Source organism: Ruegeria sp. BE3 (assembly GCF_056538865.1).
This window is the reverse complement of record NZ_JBQFTW010000001.1, coordinates 1,379,745-1,394,861: the sequence shown is the minus strand read 5'-3', so window position 1 is coordinate 1,394,861 and position 15,117 is coordinate 1,379,745. Positions and strand designations below refer to the sequence as shown.

Sequence of the window (15,117 nt, the reverse complement as noted above, 5' to 3'; positions counted from 1 at the left end):
ATGCCCGACCTGCTGATCGAATTGTTTTCCGAAGAGATCCCCGCGCGGATGCAAACCCGTGCTGGTGAAGACCTGAAAAAGCGGATCACGGACGGCTTGGTCGAGGGTGGACTGACCTATGCCTCGGCTGCGGCCTTGACCACGCCGCGCCGCCTGACACTGGCGGTTGAGGGGGTGTTGGCCGAAAGCCCCACCATCCGGGAAGAGCGTAAGGGCCCTAAGGTCGGAGCGCCCGACAAAGCCATCGAAGGGTTCCTGCGGGGGGCGGGACTGACCCGCGACCAACTCGAAGAGCGTGATACGCCCAAAGGTGCGGTCTATTTCGCGAACATCGAGAAAGCCGGTCGTCCGGCGGCTGAGATTGTGGCTGAAGTGCTGGAAACGACGATCCGCAACTTCCCCTGGCCAAAATCGATGCGCTGGGGCGCGGGTTCGATGCGCTGGGTGCGACCGCTGCACTCGATCCTGTGTGTCCTCAGCGATGAAGCGGGCGCGCAGGTTGTACCGCTTGAGATCGAAGGGATCACCTCTGGTGATACCACCGAAGGCCATCGCTTCATGGCCCCGAACCGGTTTTCCGTTTTTTCGTTCGAGGACTATGCGGCCAAGCTGAAACGCGCCTTTGTGGTGCTTTCGCCCGAGGAGCGCGCCGAGCATATCTGGAACGATGCCCAGAACATGGCTTTCGCCGTGGGTCTGGAAGTTGTTGATGACAAGGGTCTTCTGGCCGAAGTGGCCGGTCTGGTTGAATGGCCTGTCGTGCTGATGGGGCAGATCGACGAGGAGTTTCTGGAGCTGCCGCCCGAGGTGCTGCAGACCTCGATGAAAGAGCATCAGAAGTTCTTTTCCGTGAAGAATCCCAAGACGGGGCGGATCGAGCGCTTCATAACGGTTGCCAACCGTGAGACCGCCGATAATGGCGCGACCATTCTGGCGGGGAACCAAAAGGTGCTGTCGGCGCGTTTGGCGGATGCCAAGTTCTTCTGGGAGAATGACCTGCGCATCGCCAAGTTGGACATGACCGTCTGGAGCAACGATCTGCAGAACGTGACCTTCCACAACAAGCTGGGTACGCAGGCCGAGCGGATTGAGCGTATCGCTGCCTTGGCCGGTGAATTGGCCGACGTCATGGGTGTTGATGCGCGTCAGGCCAAAGATGCAGCGCATCTGGCCAAGGCCGACTTGAGCTCGCAGATGGTCTATGAATTCCCAGAACTGCAGGGCTTGATGGGCCGCTATTATATCGCGGCTGCGGGTATGCGCCCCGAATTGGCCTCCGTAGCACAGGAACACTATTCGCCGTTGGGACCGTCTGATGACGTGCCGACTGCGCCGCTGTCGGTGACAGTGGCACTGGCCGATAAGCTGGACACGCTGACCGGGTTCTGGGCGATTGACGAGAAACCCACCGGGTCGAAAGACCCGTTTGCCCTGCGCCGTGCTGCGCTTGGGGTAATCCGCCTGATCCTGACCAACGATCTGCGCCTGCCGCTGGACCAGACTTTTGCAGTTGCACTAGGTAATCTGTTGAAACTGCCGGAATGGCAGGCAGCTCTGCTAGAGGCCAAAGCGCGCCAAACGCAGGCGTCTGACGACGAGGCAGAGGCCGCCGCCAAGCGCGTGCATGATCTGGCGCATCAGGTCGAGGCTGCGAACGCAATCGTTGCTGCGGCCCCGTCGGACTTGTTGTCTTTCTTCCACGACCGCCTCAAGGTCTTCCTGCGTGAAGAGGGCATCCGTCCCGATATCATCGACGCCTGCATCGCGATGGACGGCAATGACGACCTCAACCTGCTGGTCAAACGCGCCCGTGCGCTGAACGCGGTGATTGCGACCGAGGATGGAGAGAACCTCGTGCAGGGGTTCAGGCGGGCCAATAACATCCTGTCTCAGGCGGAAGAGAAGGATGGGGTGGAATACTCCTATGGTGCGGATGTGAAATTTGCCGAGACTGACAGCGAGAAGGCGCTGTTCGCCGCGCTTGATACGGCAGAGGCCAAAATCGATCCCGCTCTGAAGGCCGAGGATTTCCCGACCGCTATGGCGGCGATGGCTGTGCTGCGGGCACCCGTGGATGCTTTCTTTGAGGATGTGCAGGTCAACACCGACAATGACATCCTGCGCCGCAACCGTCTGAACCTGCTGAGCCAGATCCGCAAGGTCTGCTCCAGCGTTGCCGATCTGACCCTGATCGAGGGATAACGCCCTTGCGCCAAGGGCGCAGGGGCTTATGCTGCGGTGAAACCAAAAGGTGCCGCAGTGCAGAATAATCCGCAGACCACGCTTATTACCTCGAAAGCGCCCGTTGCCGCCAATACCCATGGCGGGCGGGCGAAATGCTTGCAACGCCTGGTTCGGCTTAAGATGCCGGTGCCGCGCACCGTAGCGCTCTCTTTTGACGCGGTGCAGCGAATTGCCGAAGGGCATGTACCTGACATCGCGGCCATCATGGAACAGTTCGACGCCGAAGCGCTGTTGTGTGTGCGCCCCAGTTCCGAAGACCCCGATTGGGGCGGTCCGGGCGCGGTCCTGAATATCGGCATGAACGATGCCCGCTATCTGGACTTGTCGGCGGGTATGGGACGGGATGCGGCGGCTGCACTCTATTTGCGGTTTGTGCAGAGCTATGCGATCCACGTGGCCCGGCTGGACCCGGATGTATTTGATGACATCGAGGCGGATGGACGTGAAGGGTTGAGCTTGTCTTTGCGCGCCTACGAAGATGAAACCGACGAAGCGTTCCCGCAGGACCGGGGCGAGCAACTGATCGGCGTGCTGCGGTCGATGGCGCGGGCGTGGGACGGAACTTCGGCCCGTTTGCTACGGCAGGCCAAGGGCGCGCCAGCGGATGCCGGGCTGGGGCTGGTCGTTCAAGAGATGATCCCGGGTGTCGGGCAGGGCGAGTGCGGCTCGGGCGTGTTGCAGTTGATCGACCCGACGACGGGCATGCCGCAGATCACCGGTCGTTATCTGAGCCAGAGCCAGGGGCGCGATGCGTTGGGCGAAGGCGTCTCGGCGTTGTATCTGGAAAGGGATGAGCGCGGACAATCGCTGGAAGACGTCGCGCCCGAGGCTTTTGCCGATCTCAAGACCCACGCGGCGCTAATGCGTGAAAAACTGCGTGAAGAGATGCAGGTTGAGTTCGTCGTGCAGAATGGCGACGTGCATATTCTGGATGGGGTCCGGGTTCAGCGTGGCTCGCGCGCGGCAATGCGGATTGCCGTCCGTCTGGCCGAAGACGGTATTATCCCGCCGCAAGAGGCGGTGATGCGGATCGACCCGCATTCGCTGAATGAATTGCTACACCGTCAGGTCCACCCCGAGGCAGCGCGTGACGTGCTGACCACCGGTATTGCCGCCAGCCCCGGTGCCGCGACTGGCCGCATCGTTTTCACGGCTGCAGAGGCACAGGCCAGCGCCGCGCGTGGCGAGCCTTGTGTTCTGGTGCGTCGTGAAACTTCGCCCGAGGATGTGCGGGGGATGCATGCAGCCGTGGCGGTGCTGACCGAAAAGGGCGGGATCACCAGCCACGCTGCCGTGATTGGCCGGGGGCTGGGTCTGCCCTGTATCGTAGGCGCGTCCGAGATGCGGTTCCAGACCAAGAAAAAGATGCTGACTGCGCCGGACGGGCGCGTGTTCAAAACTGGCGATGTCCTGACCATCGATGGCACCTCAGGTCAAGTTCTGGCCGGACAACCCGAGATGCTTGAGGCGGCACTGGACGATTGCTTTCAAACGCTGATGGGTTGGGCGGACGCCGAGCGTGACATCGAAATTCGCGCCAATGCGGATACGCCTGCCGACGCGCAAACAGCGCGTAACTTTCAGGCGCAGGGCATTGGCCTGTGCAGGACCGAGCACATGTTCTTTGATCCGGGCCGCCTGACCGTGATGCGTGAAATGATCTTTGCCCAGACGCCTTCGGGACGATCTGCGGTGCTGGAACGTCTGCTGCCGATGCAGCGGCAGGATTTCGTGCAGCTGTTCAGAATCATGGAGGGGCAGCCGGTGTGCATCCGGCTATTCGACCCGCCTTTGCACGAGTTTCTACCCACCACGCGCACGGGTCAGAGAGAACTGGCCGAGGCGCTTGATCTTCCGGTTTCGGATGTCGAACGCAGGGTCGAGGCGATGCGCGAATACAATCCTATGCTGGGTTTGCGCGGCGTGCGTCTGGGGGTGACCGTGCCCGAGATCTATGACATGCAAGCGCGCGCTATATTCGAAGCGACGCTTGAGGCCAGTAAAGAGGGGGCGCCCGTGGTTCCCGAGGTGATGATCCCATTGGTCTCGGCCAAGCGCGAGGTTGAACTGGTGAAAGCGCGCATCGATGCGGTGGCTGCCGAGGTGGCCTCGGAGCGTGGACAAGAGCTCGACTATAGGCTGGGTGTCATGGTGGAAACGCCACGTGCCTGTCTGCGAGCGGATGAAATCGCGCCGAATACATCTTTCCTGAGTTTCGGGACCAATGACCTGACCCAAATGACCTATGGTTTGTCCCGGGATGACGCTGGTCGGTTCATGTCGGCATATGTCCGCCTAGGCGTGTTTGGCGAAGATCCGTTTCACGTTCTGGATGCAGACGGGGTGGGTGAGTTACTCAAGCTAGGGGCGGAGCGCGGGCGTCAAGCTCAACCAGACGTTACACTTTCTGTCTGTGGCGAACATGGTGGCAACCCCGAATCAATCGCTATCTGCCGGGCGCTCGGGTTCGACTATGTGTCCTGTTCTCCGTTCCGGGTTCCCGTCGCTCGGCTGTCAGCCGCTCAACTGGCAATTTCGTCCAAACTTGGGGGTTGACTAACTGTCTCCTACCTAGAAATAGTGGCTCAGGAAACGTTCCGCTGTCGACAAAAATCGGCGGCGTGAGCGGTTTTTCTCTTGGCTTTTTCAGAAAACTGGACGTCTGCCCTCAAGTAGGGTATCAGCCTCGTCGCGCCCGCCGGGGGAGGGTTTGGCGCGGAAGTGCCTGTGCGAGGTTATCTGATGAGACGCTACATATTGGCTGTTGCCGTGGGGGCTGCAGCCTTGCTGCCAAGTTTGTCGTTTGCCGAAAGGCAGAACGAAGGTAAATCTGTTGAGTTGGTTGCCCGTAACGAGTTGCCAGCACAGAATTTCCGTGACTATCTGAAGCTGTTCAAGCCGCGTCAGACGCCGGAAAAGATCGAGATTTCTTACACCAAGGATTGGCTGGATCAGCAGCCCAAAGCGACCGGGGACGAGGGTTTCCGTTGTCTGGCTGAGGCGCTGTATTTCGAAGCGCGCGGCGAAAGCGTGCGCGGCCAGTTCGCAGTTGCCGAAGTGATCCTGAACCGTGTCGACAGCGCCCGCTTCCCGGATTCGCTGTGTGGTGTGATTAAGCAGGGCACCGGCAAACGCTATCAGTGCCAGTTCACCTACACTTGCGATGGTCAAAAAGAAGTCATCCACGAAAAGCGGGCGTATGAGCGTGTATCCAAGGTGGCGCGTGCCGCGATTGACGGTGTGGCAGAAGAGATGACCGCCGGGGCGACGCATTACCATACCAAGGCGGTTCGCCCGTCATGGTCGCGGGTTTACAAGGAAACCGCGCGGATCGGTGTGCATATTTTCTATCGCCACAATTATCGGACAGCGAGCAACTGATTGACGCACCAGCGCTGGAAGGGTGCTGGCGCAGTCCGATTTTGCCTCTATGTTGCGAGCCGGGAGGCTCGCGATGATCACTACGCGCAGACAGTTCATGCAATCGGCTCTGGCAATGTCGATGTTGCCGCGTGCAGCATTGGCGTCAGATATCGAATTGATCGCCCAACAATCTACGCAACAGATTGCGCCCGACGGTTATCCGCAGACGTCGGTATGGAGTTATGGTGCGGGCGTTCCGGGGGCCGAAATTCGGATCGGTCAAGGCAAACGGGTTCAGCGTACGCTGGTGAACGATCTGCCTCAGGCAACCGCGGTGCATTGGCATGGCATCCGGATCGACAATGCGATGGACGGTGTGCCCGGCTTGACGCAGGATGCGGTGCCCACGGGGGCCCGCTTTAACTATGATTTCGTTGTGCCGGATGCGGGAACCTTTTGGTATCACGCACATAATCGCTCGGTCGAACAGGTGGCGCGCGGGCTCTATGGTCCGTTGATCGTGGAAGAGGCCGTCGCTCCGGATGTCGATCAGGATCTTACCCTGATGCTGGACGATTGGCGGTTGGATCCCGAGACCGGTCAGATCACCGATGACTTCGACAATGGCCATGACCTGAGCCACGCTGGGCGGTTAGGCAATCTTATGTCTGTTAACGGACGGTTTGACCCATCCTACCCGGTGAAATCCGCCGAACGTTTGCGTCTGAGGTTGATTAACGCCGCAAATGCCAGGATTTTCGATGTTTCGCTCGACGGTTTGACAGGTTGGATCGTGGCGCTTGATGGGATGCCGCTTGAGACACCTCTCGCCATTGAAGAAAGCTTTCCGCTTGCACCGGCACAGCGGGCCGACCTGATTGTCGATGTCTCGGCAGAGGCAGGGCAGACCGCAAGTGTCGTTAGTATAGAGCGTGACGGCGCGTTTGGGTTGGTTAGGTTCGATGTGACAGGCGCTACGGCACGTTCCGTTCGTTCCGGGGTGAAGCCGTTACCCGCAAATCCGTTACCTGAGGTAGCACTGGAGGGTGCGCCGCTGCATCGCATGGCGATACAAGGTGGCGCGATGCGCTGGTTGGATCGCGCTATATTGGGGGATACTGAACTTTCGGGCCAGGAACTAGCGCAACTGGGACGGTTCTGGGCGCTCAACGGCTATGCTGAGCGGCCCTCCGATCCGTTTCTGGATACGAAGCTGGGCAACGTCCACCGTATAGAGTTTGTCAATGAGACGGCATTTCCGCATGCGATGCATCTGCACGGCCACCATTTCAGGCTGATCCTGCCGGATGGCAGTCTGGGCCCGTGGCGTGACACAGTGTTGGTCGAGCGGGGACAGACCCGGCAGATCGCGTTGCTGGCCGATAATCCCGGCAATTGGCTTCTGCATTGCCACATGCTGGGTCATGCCGCCTCGGGTATGATGAGTTGGTACCGGGTCGTCTGACGCCGGATTCGATGGCTGGAAAGGCGTTTGCTGCAGTGTTATATGCCCGCACATCGCTTAATGTGGGCTGATTAGCCCTCCACGTCTGAAAAGGTCCATCAGATGAGCTCTGAAATCCGCCTTGCCTTCGCGCATCCGTCTGAACGGTCCGAAGCAACCGCCACGCGCGGTCCGCTGGATCGAATCTCTCTGCGGGATCATATCGTGGAAGTTGAAATCGGGGCCTTTCAGGCCGAGCGCGGCACCACACAGCGCATCTGTTTCAACATCGTGGTCGAAGTACGCCCGCTGGCTGATCCGATCGACGATGATGTGGATCGTATCCTGTCCTATGATCGCGTAACCGAAGCAATTGCGTTTGAACTTGCCGCTGAGCGCCTGAATCTTCTGGAAACTTTGGCCGACCGCGTGGCTGAACGTATCTTGCTTGAGCCTCAGGCTGTAAGAGCTTTCGTACGCATCGAAAAACTGGATCGCGGGCCCGGTGCTCTGGGGGTCGAGATCGTGCGCGGCAAAGATGCGGTACATCATGATGTGGCCGAAGAAGAACGACCGCATCCCCGGCTGGTCTTTCTGTCGAACGAGGCGATTGCGTCGAGCAATCTGGCTGGTTGGATCGACCAGCTGCAGAACCGGCAACGCCCTTTGATCCTCTGTGTCGGCGCATCCGATCTTGCGGTCCCGCAGACCGGGCATGCGATGACACAGCGCAGGATCGACCTGTTGGCGATCGAGCAGAACGCCTGGGTTTTGGCTGCCCGCGACCATCGATGCGTGGTCGTTTCGACCCGGACCGAGCTGGATTGGGCGATGAAAAACGACCAGATCTGTGTTTGGGCACCGTCAAAAATTGTATTGGACGCCGTGGATGGCCCCTCAGCGGCGCCGTCAGATGCGGTTGCGCTGGCAGCATGGTTTGCCGCGACCTTTGAGGCCAGCGAGATGATGGTGATCGGTGGTGAACTGCCAGATGCACCAAAGACGCCGCTGCGTGCAATTTCCGTGGATCAGGCGCGGTTGTGACTGTCTATTACCGACCGCTTGTTCAGCACGGGCCTCTGCGCCCGTCGGGCGCTGTGCCGCTGGCGGGTCAGCAATTGTGGTTCACGCAAGCTGAAAAGCTGCAACGAGGCAAAACCTCTGAGATTGTAGAAATTGGCGATATTCCAGATACGTACATGGAGTATCTCACCCATCCACGCGCGGCCATAGCCGGACTGGATATGGCGCAGCCGCAGATCATGGGTATTCTGAATGCAACGCCCGACAGTTTCTCGGATGGGGGCGTGCATAATTCGGTCGACGCGGCCCGCGCAGCCGCTGTCGGGATGGTCGGTCACGGGGCCAGCATTCTGGACATCGGCGGAGAATCCACCCGCCCTGGCGCCGATTTCGTACCCGCCGAGGAAGAGATCGCCCGCACGGAACCATTGATCGCAGCAATCCGGGCCGAGACCGATGCGCTGATTTCGATCGATACGCGTAAGGCCCGCGTCGCTGAGGCGGCGCATGCGGCTGGGGCAGGGCTGATCAATGATGTGTCGGGTTTTACCTTCGACCCGCAGCTTGCTCCGTTTTGTGCCCGGATTGGAGCGCCTGTCTGTGTGATGCACATGCAGGGCGATCCGACGACGATGCAGGATGATCCGCAATATGATGACGTTTTGCTGGATGTATATGACTTTCTCGCGGCGCAGATTGCGCATCTTGAGAGCCTTGGCCTAAGTCGCGATCTGATCATCGTCGACCCAGGCATTGGATTTGGCAAGACCACGGAGCACAACCTGATCCTGTTGCGCAATCTCAGCCTGTTCCACGGCCTTGGCTGCCCGATCCTGTTGGGTGTGTCCCGCAAGGGGATTATCGGCCAGATCGGCAAGGAGCCGCGCAAGGATGCCCGTGCACCGGGGTCAATTGCCGTTGCTCTGGCGGGATTGTCACAGGGCGTGCAGATTATACGTGTCCATGACGTGGCTGAAACTGCTCAAGCCTTGCGTCTTTGGTCCGCCGTCCGGTAATCCGGGCACAAAGGAATTTCAGGAGTTAAGACTTATGCGCAAGCTGTTCGGAACCGACGGGGTGCGGGGGACCGCCAACACCTATCCGATGACGGCTGATATGGCCTTGCGCATAGGGGCCGCAGTGGGCCGATATTTCCGCCGTGACGCTTCGGGTGTACACCGGGTTGTCATCGGTAAGGACACACGACTGTCGGGCTATATGCTGGAAAACGCGTTGACGGCGGGTCTGACCTCGACCGGGATGAATGTGTTGCTGCTGGGACCGGTGCCGACGCCTGCGGTTGGTCTGATGACACGCTCGATGCGGGCGGACCTTGGCGTTATGATTTCGGCCAGCCACAACCCGGCCGAGGATAACGGGATCAAGTTCTTTGGACCGGACGGGTTCAAGTTGTCCGATCAGGCCGAACTTGAGATTGAGCGGCTGATCGAAGAAGGCGTGAAGCCGGCTCAGGCGCAGAATATTGGTCGTGCACGCCGCGTGGATGATGCGCGCTTCCGTTATGGCGAGCGCGTGAAATCCTCGTTGCCCCGAGACGTGAAGTTGGACGGATTGAAAGTCGTGATCGATTGCGCGAACGGCGCTGCGCATCGCACCGCGCCCGAGGTGCTTTGGGAGCTTGGCGCCGATGTGATCCCTGTCGGTATCGCGCCGGATGGCAAGAACATCAATTTGGGATGTGGCTCGACGCAACCGCAGACCGCTGCCGAAACCGTTGTGGCGCATGGGGCCGACGTGGGTATCTGCCTTGATGGTGATGCTGACCGGGTTGTGGTGATTGACGAAACCGGTGCAGTTGCCGATGGCGATCAACTGATGGCACTGCTCGCCTCTGCCTGGTCAAAAGCGGAGCGGCTGAAAGGCGATGCGCTGGTTGCCACCGTGATGTCGAACCTCGGTTTGGAACGGCATCTGGCCGGGCAGGGACTGCGGTTGGAGCGTACTTCGGTCGGGGATCGCTATGTGGTCGAACGGATGCGTTCAGGTGGGTTTAACCTGGGGGGTGAGCAATCGGGCCATATCGTGATGAGTGATTATGCCACCACCGGAGACGGTTTGATGGCGGGCCTGCATTTCCTGGCCGAGATGGTGCTGTCCGAAAGGAAAGCTTCAGAGCTGTCGCGCCAGTTCGAAACGGTTCCGCAATTGCTCAAGAATGTACGGTTCACCGCTGGGCAAGCTCCGTTGGAGGCGGCCAATGTCAAAACCGCCATTTCTGAAGCTGAGGCGCGACTGAACGGGCAGGGTCGTCTGCTGATCCGCAAATCGGGCACGGAACCTTTGATCCGGGTGATGGCCGAATGCGAGGACGCTGCTCTGCTAACTCAGGTGGTTGACGGTATCGTGGCCGAGGTTGAAGCGGTCGCGGGTTAGCGCCCGATCAGCATTTTGCGCAGGCTGAACCATTGGCTGATGGCCATGCCGGTCAGGATCAGCAGAAGTGCAACGAAGAAGCGCAGCGGCAGCGCCTCGGACAAGATCCAGGCGCCGAAGATCATCGACCAGACAGGCACCTGATAGTTTACCAGCGTCAGAAAGACCGAACCAGCACTGCGCGTGATCGAAACCCGCAGCAGGGTGGCAAAAGCCGTGGGCAATAAGCCCAGCACGATAAGCGCCAGGGTCGGGCGGGTGCCTTGCCAGGCCGGTAGTCCTTCGGTCAGCAGCATGGTAGGTACCAATACGATGGCCCCTACAACCAACGTCAGGGCCGCAAGGACCAGCGGATCAATTGGGGGGCAGCGACGCGTCATGATCGACGAACTGGCATAGCACAGCGCAGCAAGGATGCAGGCCAGCTGCGCAAGAGGCTCGGCCCCTTGGCCCAACTGCGCAAGGCCGGGCCCGATCAACACCAAAGCGCCGGTGAAGCCGAGGCAAACCCCGACCAGACGGCGCAGGTTCAGCGGCTCGTCCGAGAAGAAATGGGCCAGAGGTAAAACCATCAGCGGGATCGCTGCCATGGATAGCCCGGCAAATGCGGAAGGGACGAATTGCTGCCCCCAGCTCAGCAGCATGAAGGGTATCGCTGTTGACAGCAGACCGATCAGCGTGATCGACATGATCAGTTCAGCTGTCAGGGTTGGAATGCGGCGGCCCGTGATCCGCATCAGAATCAACAGTGTCACCGCGCCCAGCGTGGTGCGCGAGGTGGCGACCGTGATGGGGCCGTACCCCTCAAGCGCCATGGCGACGACCATGAATGTGGCACCCCAGATGAGGCCCAGAATGAAGACGCCGCTCCAATCACGTTTTGAGGGTTGTTCAACCATTCCATCCCCTTATCCCTCTATGTTGAACATGTCACGAGATGAAATTGACATACCGTTAGTTATAACTTACCGTAAGCAATGACTTACGAAAAGGCGTTATCAGCATTAGGGGACACCACCCGTAGGCAAGTGTTTGAAGCGGTTGCGTGCACGCCCAGATCAGTGGGGGACATCGCCGCCGAATTGCCGGTGAGCCGCCCCGCTGTTTCGCAACATCTTAAAGTGCTGTCTGACGCAGGGCTGGTGATGTGTCGAGCGGAAGGCACGCGGCGGATCTATGCGGTGTGCCCGGATGGGCTGGATGCGCTTCGGTCGTGGCTCGACAAATACTGGACAGATGTCATGAGCAGTTTTGCAGATGAGGTGAATTCAGGGAGGGAAGGTTCGTGACAGATCCAATTGTGAAAACCGTTGTGGTTAATGCAGAAGCTGCGCGTGCCTTTGACATCTTCGTCAACAGAATTGCCAAATGGTGGCCGCTGGATGGGCAAGCGGTATCTGCCTCCCAAGGTAATCCGGCCCTTGCGGTCGTCATCGAACCTCGTGCCGGCGGCGCGATTTATGAGACTATGTTTGACGGCGCACGTGCGGACTGGGGTGAAGTCTTGGTTTTCGAAGAGGGTAAGCGGCTGGCCTTCACATGGCATCCCGGTACGAACGCAGATTTCTCCACCCGGGTAGAGGTACAGTTTGATGCACATGGGGACGGTCAAACCAAAGTGACTTTGACCCATTCCGGTTGGGAAGTCTGGGCGGCTGAGGCGAAATACAAGCGTACGAATTATGACAAAGGCTGGGACTTTGTTCTTGGCGAATGCTATGCGAACGCGGTTGCCAAATAAAAAAGGGCGGCCACCGGGGCCGCCCTGTTTCTAGCTGACGCCAGACTTAGTTCTTTTCTTTGTCAACCATCTTACCGGCCGAGATCCAGGGCATCATGGCGCGCAGTTTGGCGCCGGTTTCCTCGATCATGTGCTCATCATTGGCACGGCGCGACGCTTTGATGGTCGGCTGGCCAACGGCGTTTTCCAGCATGAAGTCGCGAACGAATTTACCCTGCTGGATGTCGTCCAGAACGGCTTTCATACGCGCTTTGGTCTCGTCGTATTTCAGGATACGCGGGCCGGTGACGTATTGGCCGTACTCGGCAGTGTTCGAGATCGAGTAATCCATGTTGGCGATACCGCCTTCGTAGATCAGGTCAACGATCAGCTTCACTTCGTGCAGGCATTCGAAGTAGGCCATTTCGGGCGCGTAGCCTGCTTCGACCAGAGTTTCAAAGCCGCAGCGGATCAGCTCAACCAGACCACCGCACAGAACGGCTTGCTCACCGAACAGATCGGTTTCACATTCTTCGCGGAAGTTGGTTTCGATGATGCCCGAGCGGCCGCCACCAATTGCCGAGCAGTAGGACAGGCCGATTTCCAGCGCTTTTCCGGTTGCGTCGTTGTCTACAGCAACAAGGCAGGGCACACCGCCGCCTTTGGTGTATTCGCCGCGAACAGTGTGGCCGGGGCCTTTGGGGGCCATCATGATGACGTCGACGCCTTCTTTCGGCTCGATCAGGCCGAAATGCACGTTCAGGCCGTGGGCGAACGCGATGGCCGCACCCGGCTTGATGTTGTCGTGGACGTATTTCTTGTAGGTCTCGGCCTGCAATTCGTCGGGCATGGTGAACATGATGACGTCGCACCAGGCTGCCGCTTCGGCGATTCCCATCACCTGCAGACCTTCACCTTCGGCTTTCTTGGCCGAGGGCGAACCTTCGCGCAGAGCGATAACCAGGTTCTTGGCACCTGAGTCGCGCAGGTTCAGCGCGTGGGCGTGGCCTTGGCTACCATAGCCCAGGATGGCCACTTTCTTGTCTTTGATCAGGTTGATATCGCAATCGCGATCGTAATAGACGCGCATTTCGCCGGTCCTTTCAGTTTCGATTGCTGTGCTTCTATCCTGCGGGTTTGCTATTGGCGATAGGGTTGGGATTGAGTATTTGATAAAAAGGTGAAGAATAATTCTTCAATTTAGAGAAACATGAAAAAATCATGCTTGACGATGTTGATCGACGTATACTGCGCCACTTTCAGGCCGAACCAAGCCTGACCACGGCAGAGTTGGCTGAGCGCTGCCGCATCAGTTCGGGCGTCTGCTGGCGGCGGATTGAAAAGATGCAGGCCACAGGGGTGATCGAGGGTCAGGAAGCGGTGATCGACTGGGCCGCCTTGGGCTATGCGGTCGAGGTCTCGTTGCGGATCACTCTGGACAAAACGCAGGCGCGGGCGTTTGATGAATTCACCGCAGCGGCGCGCGATGTGGCCGAAGTGATCGAGATCCAGACCTTTCTGGGCCGTGTCGACGTGCGACTGTCGGTGCTTGCGCGCGACATGAGCCATTATCAGCAAGTCTATCGTGACCGCATTCTGACCCTGCCGCATATCGCCGATATCGAGGCATTAATGCATATCGCCCGGGTTAAGCGGGATGAGGTATTGCCGGTATGATCGAATTGGACGAGATCGACCGCAAAATCCTGCGCGCGCTGGTTCAGGATGCCACGCAAAGCGCCGGTGCGCTGGGGCGTCGCCTTGGCCTGTCGCAGCCAGCGACCTGGAGACGGATACGGCGGCTGGAAGAGGCGGGCGTGATCAAGGGGCGGCGACTGCGCCTGAATGCCGAGGCTTTGGGCTTTGGCGTGACCGTGTTTCTGGGGGTGAAGCTCGCACGTAAAGGGCAGGTCAGCCTTGAAGATTTCGAGCGTGCCGTCAGCGCCATCCCCGAGGTGCAGACGGTTGAGCACGTGCTTGGGCTCTATGATTACCGTCTGCGTGTTGTGGCGCGGGACCTCGCTGATTTCGAGCGGGTACTGCGGCGGAGGGTGATGACGTTACCAGGGGCCGGCGAGGTCGAGGCCAACGTGCTGCTGAGCGAGGAGCGTCTGCCGGGACCGATTGGTTAGTATTTCGTGCGGATGCGAAAGCCTGGATGATGCGTCATGCGGGCAAATGTCATCGGCTGCCCGTCTTTCCACGTCGTCCGCTCCAACTGGATCATCGAGGTGCCGGTAGTGGTGCCCATGAAATCCGCCAGGCGGCTGTCGGCTGAAATTGCACAAAAGGCGATCTCGGCCTCGGTAAATGGTGCAGCGTTCAGCAGCCATTCATGCGGGCCGCTTTTGTTGAGGTCGGCATGCTCGACATCGGGCACAGCTTCGATATTGATCCAGCGTTCTTCGAGCTGGAAGGGGCGGTTATCGGCGTAGTGCATGCAGATCACATGCAGCACGCGCGCATCCGGCTCGACATTCAGTTGCGAGGTAAGCCAACCGGGGCTGTAAACCACATTTCGCTCGACCAGTGAATAGCGATAGGCTGAGTTTTGATTCTCAACCGCCTGACGGGCCAGGGAGATTTCCAGCTTGGCCTGCTTGCGCGGCTCTTTCTTGACCCGGGTCCCACTTTTGCGCTTACGCTCGACGAAACCTTGTTCGGCCAGTTCCCTGAGTGCTCGATTTACCGTGGCACGGGCACAATTGAACTCTTCCGCGAGTTGGGTTTCTGTGGGCAGAAGTGAGCCCTGAGGCCAGATGCGGGATTCAATCCGCCGTTTAACTTCGTCCCGGACGACTTGAAAACTAATCCGCTTTTGCGCAGTCACGAGTTAACTTATCCGTTCTTGTTCAAAGTGAGTGTATCTGTTCAGAAACACGTCAGGGTGTAAAGAGAGGCTGACTCTAATTGGCGTCATTTCCTCTAA

The 15,117-nt window shown here is 59.0% G+C and carries 14 protein-coding genes; 11 read left to right on the top strand and 3 right to left on the bottom strand.

Annotation, left to right across the window (positions count from 1 at the left end; translation table 11 throughout):
* From glyS to glmM, 7 genes are all read left to right on the top strand, one after another.
* The gene (gene glyS / locus ACR0AZ_RS06920) at positions 1-2,202 is read left to right on the top strand and encodes a glycine--tRNA ligase subunit beta (protein ID WP_480667091.1); all 2,202 of its coding nucleotides are present in this window, start codon (positions 1-3) and stop codon (positions 2,200-2,202) included.
* Between the two features lie 36 nt (positions 2,203-2,238).
* Positions 2,239-4,800 (top strand): putative PEP-binding protein, encoded by a 2,562-nt coding sequence (locus ACR0AZ_RS06915; RefSeq protein ID WP_480470146.1) that lies wholly within the window; start codon positions 2,239-2,241, stop codon positions 4,798-4,800.
* Between the two features lie 186 nt (positions 4,801-4,986).
* Positions 4,987-5,625, top strand: coding sequence for a cell wall hydrolase (locus ACR0AZ_RS06910; protein ID WP_480470145.1), 639 nt, complete (start codon positions 4,987-4,989; stop codon positions 5,623-5,625).
* 73 nt (positions 5,626-5,698) lie between these two features.
* Positions 5,699-7,072, top strand: a complete 1,374-nt coding sequence (locus tag ACR0AZ_RS06905) for a multicopper oxidase family protein (protein ID WP_480470144.1) — start codon at positions 5,699-5,701, stop codon at positions 7,070-7,072.
* A gap of 102 nt (positions 7,073-7,174) precedes the next feature.
* On the top strand, positions 7,175-8,095 hold the full coding sequence (locus ACR0AZ_RS06900; RefSeq protein ID WP_480667090.1) for a dihydroneopterin aldolase: 921 nt from the start codon (positions 7,175-7,177) through the stop codon (positions 8,093-8,095).
* Entirely contained in the window at positions 8,092-9,090 is a 999-nt protein-coding gene (gene folP / locus ACR0AZ_RS06895) for a dihydropteroate synthase (RefSeq protein ID WP_480667089.1), read from the top strand. The genes ACR0AZ_RS06900 and folP overlap by 4 nt, the downstream gene beginning before the upstream one ends.
* A gap of 34 nt (positions 9,091-9,124) precedes the next feature.
* Complete coding sequence (glmM, locus tag ACR0AZ_RS06890; protein ID WP_480470141.1) at positions 9,125-10,468, top strand: phosphoglucosamine mutase; 1,344 nt, start codon at positions 9,125-9,127, stop codon at positions 10,466-10,468.
* Here glmM and ACR0AZ_RS06885 read toward each other — a convergent pair.
* Positions 10,465-11,367: a DMT family transporter gene (locus ACR0AZ_RS06885; RefSeq protein WP_480470140.1), complete on the bottom strand. Its 903-nt coding sequence runs from the start codon at positions 11,365-11,367 to the stop codon at positions 10,465-10,467. The two genes, glmM and ACR0AZ_RS06885, sit on opposite strands and share 4 nt — an antisense overlap.
* Positions 11,368-11,445: 78 nt before the next feature.
* Here ACR0AZ_RS06885 and ACR0AZ_RS06880 point away from each other — a divergent pair, with 78 nt between their 5' ends.
* Together ACR0AZ_RS06880 and ACR0AZ_RS06875 are read left to right on the top strand one after the other, a co-directional pair.
* Entirely contained in the window at positions 11,446-11,757 is a 312-nt protein-coding gene (locus tag ACR0AZ_RS06880; protein ID WP_480470139.1) for an ArsR/SmtB family transcription factor, read from the top strand.
* Positions 11,754-12,209 (top strand): SRPBCC domain-containing protein, encoded by a 456-nt coding sequence (locus tag ACR0AZ_RS06875; protein ID WP_480667086.1) that lies wholly within the window; start codon positions 11,754-11,756, stop codon positions 12,207-12,209. The genes ACR0AZ_RS06880 and ACR0AZ_RS06875 overlap by 4 nt, the downstream gene beginning before the upstream one ends.
* A 46-nt stretch (positions 12,210-12,255) precedes the next feature.
* Here the strand turns inward: ACR0AZ_RS06875 and ilvC are convergent, their stop codons facing one another.
* Positions 12,256-13,278 carry a ketol-acid reductoisomerase gene (gene ilvC / locus ACR0AZ_RS06870; RefSeq protein ID WP_170689671.1) on the bottom strand — a complete coding sequence of 341 codons (1,023 nt, stop codon included), beginning with the start codon at positions 13,276-13,278 and terminating at the stop codon, positions 12,256-12,258.
* A 131-nt stretch (positions 13,279-13,409) separates the two neighbouring features.
* On the opposite strand from ilvC, the gene ACR0AZ_RS06865 reads away from it, so the two are divergent.
* Positions 13,410-13,865, top strand: coding sequence for an Lrp/AsnC family transcriptional regulator (locus tag ACR0AZ_RS06865; RefSeq protein ID WP_480470137.1), 456 nt, complete (start codon positions 13,410-13,412; stop codon positions 13,863-13,865).
* Positions 13,862-14,320 carry an Lrp/AsnC family transcriptional regulator gene (locus tag ACR0AZ_RS06860; protein WP_480470136.1) on the top strand — a complete coding sequence of 153 codons (459 nt, stop codon included), beginning with the start codon at positions 13,862-13,864 and terminating at the stop codon, positions 14,318-14,320. The genes ACR0AZ_RS06865 and ACR0AZ_RS06860 overlap by 4 nt, the downstream gene beginning before the upstream one ends.
* On the opposite strand, the gene ACR0AZ_RS06855 is transcribed toward ACR0AZ_RS06860, so the two are convergent.
* Positions 14,317-15,018, bottom strand: a complete 702-nt coding sequence (locus ACR0AZ_RS06855; protein ID WP_480658029.1) for a GntR family transcriptional regulator — start codon at positions 15,016-15,018, stop codon at positions 14,317-14,319. The genes ACR0AZ_RS06860 and ACR0AZ_RS06855 overlap by 4 nt on opposite strands.
* Between the last annotated feature and the right edge of the window lie 99 nt (positions 15,019-15,117).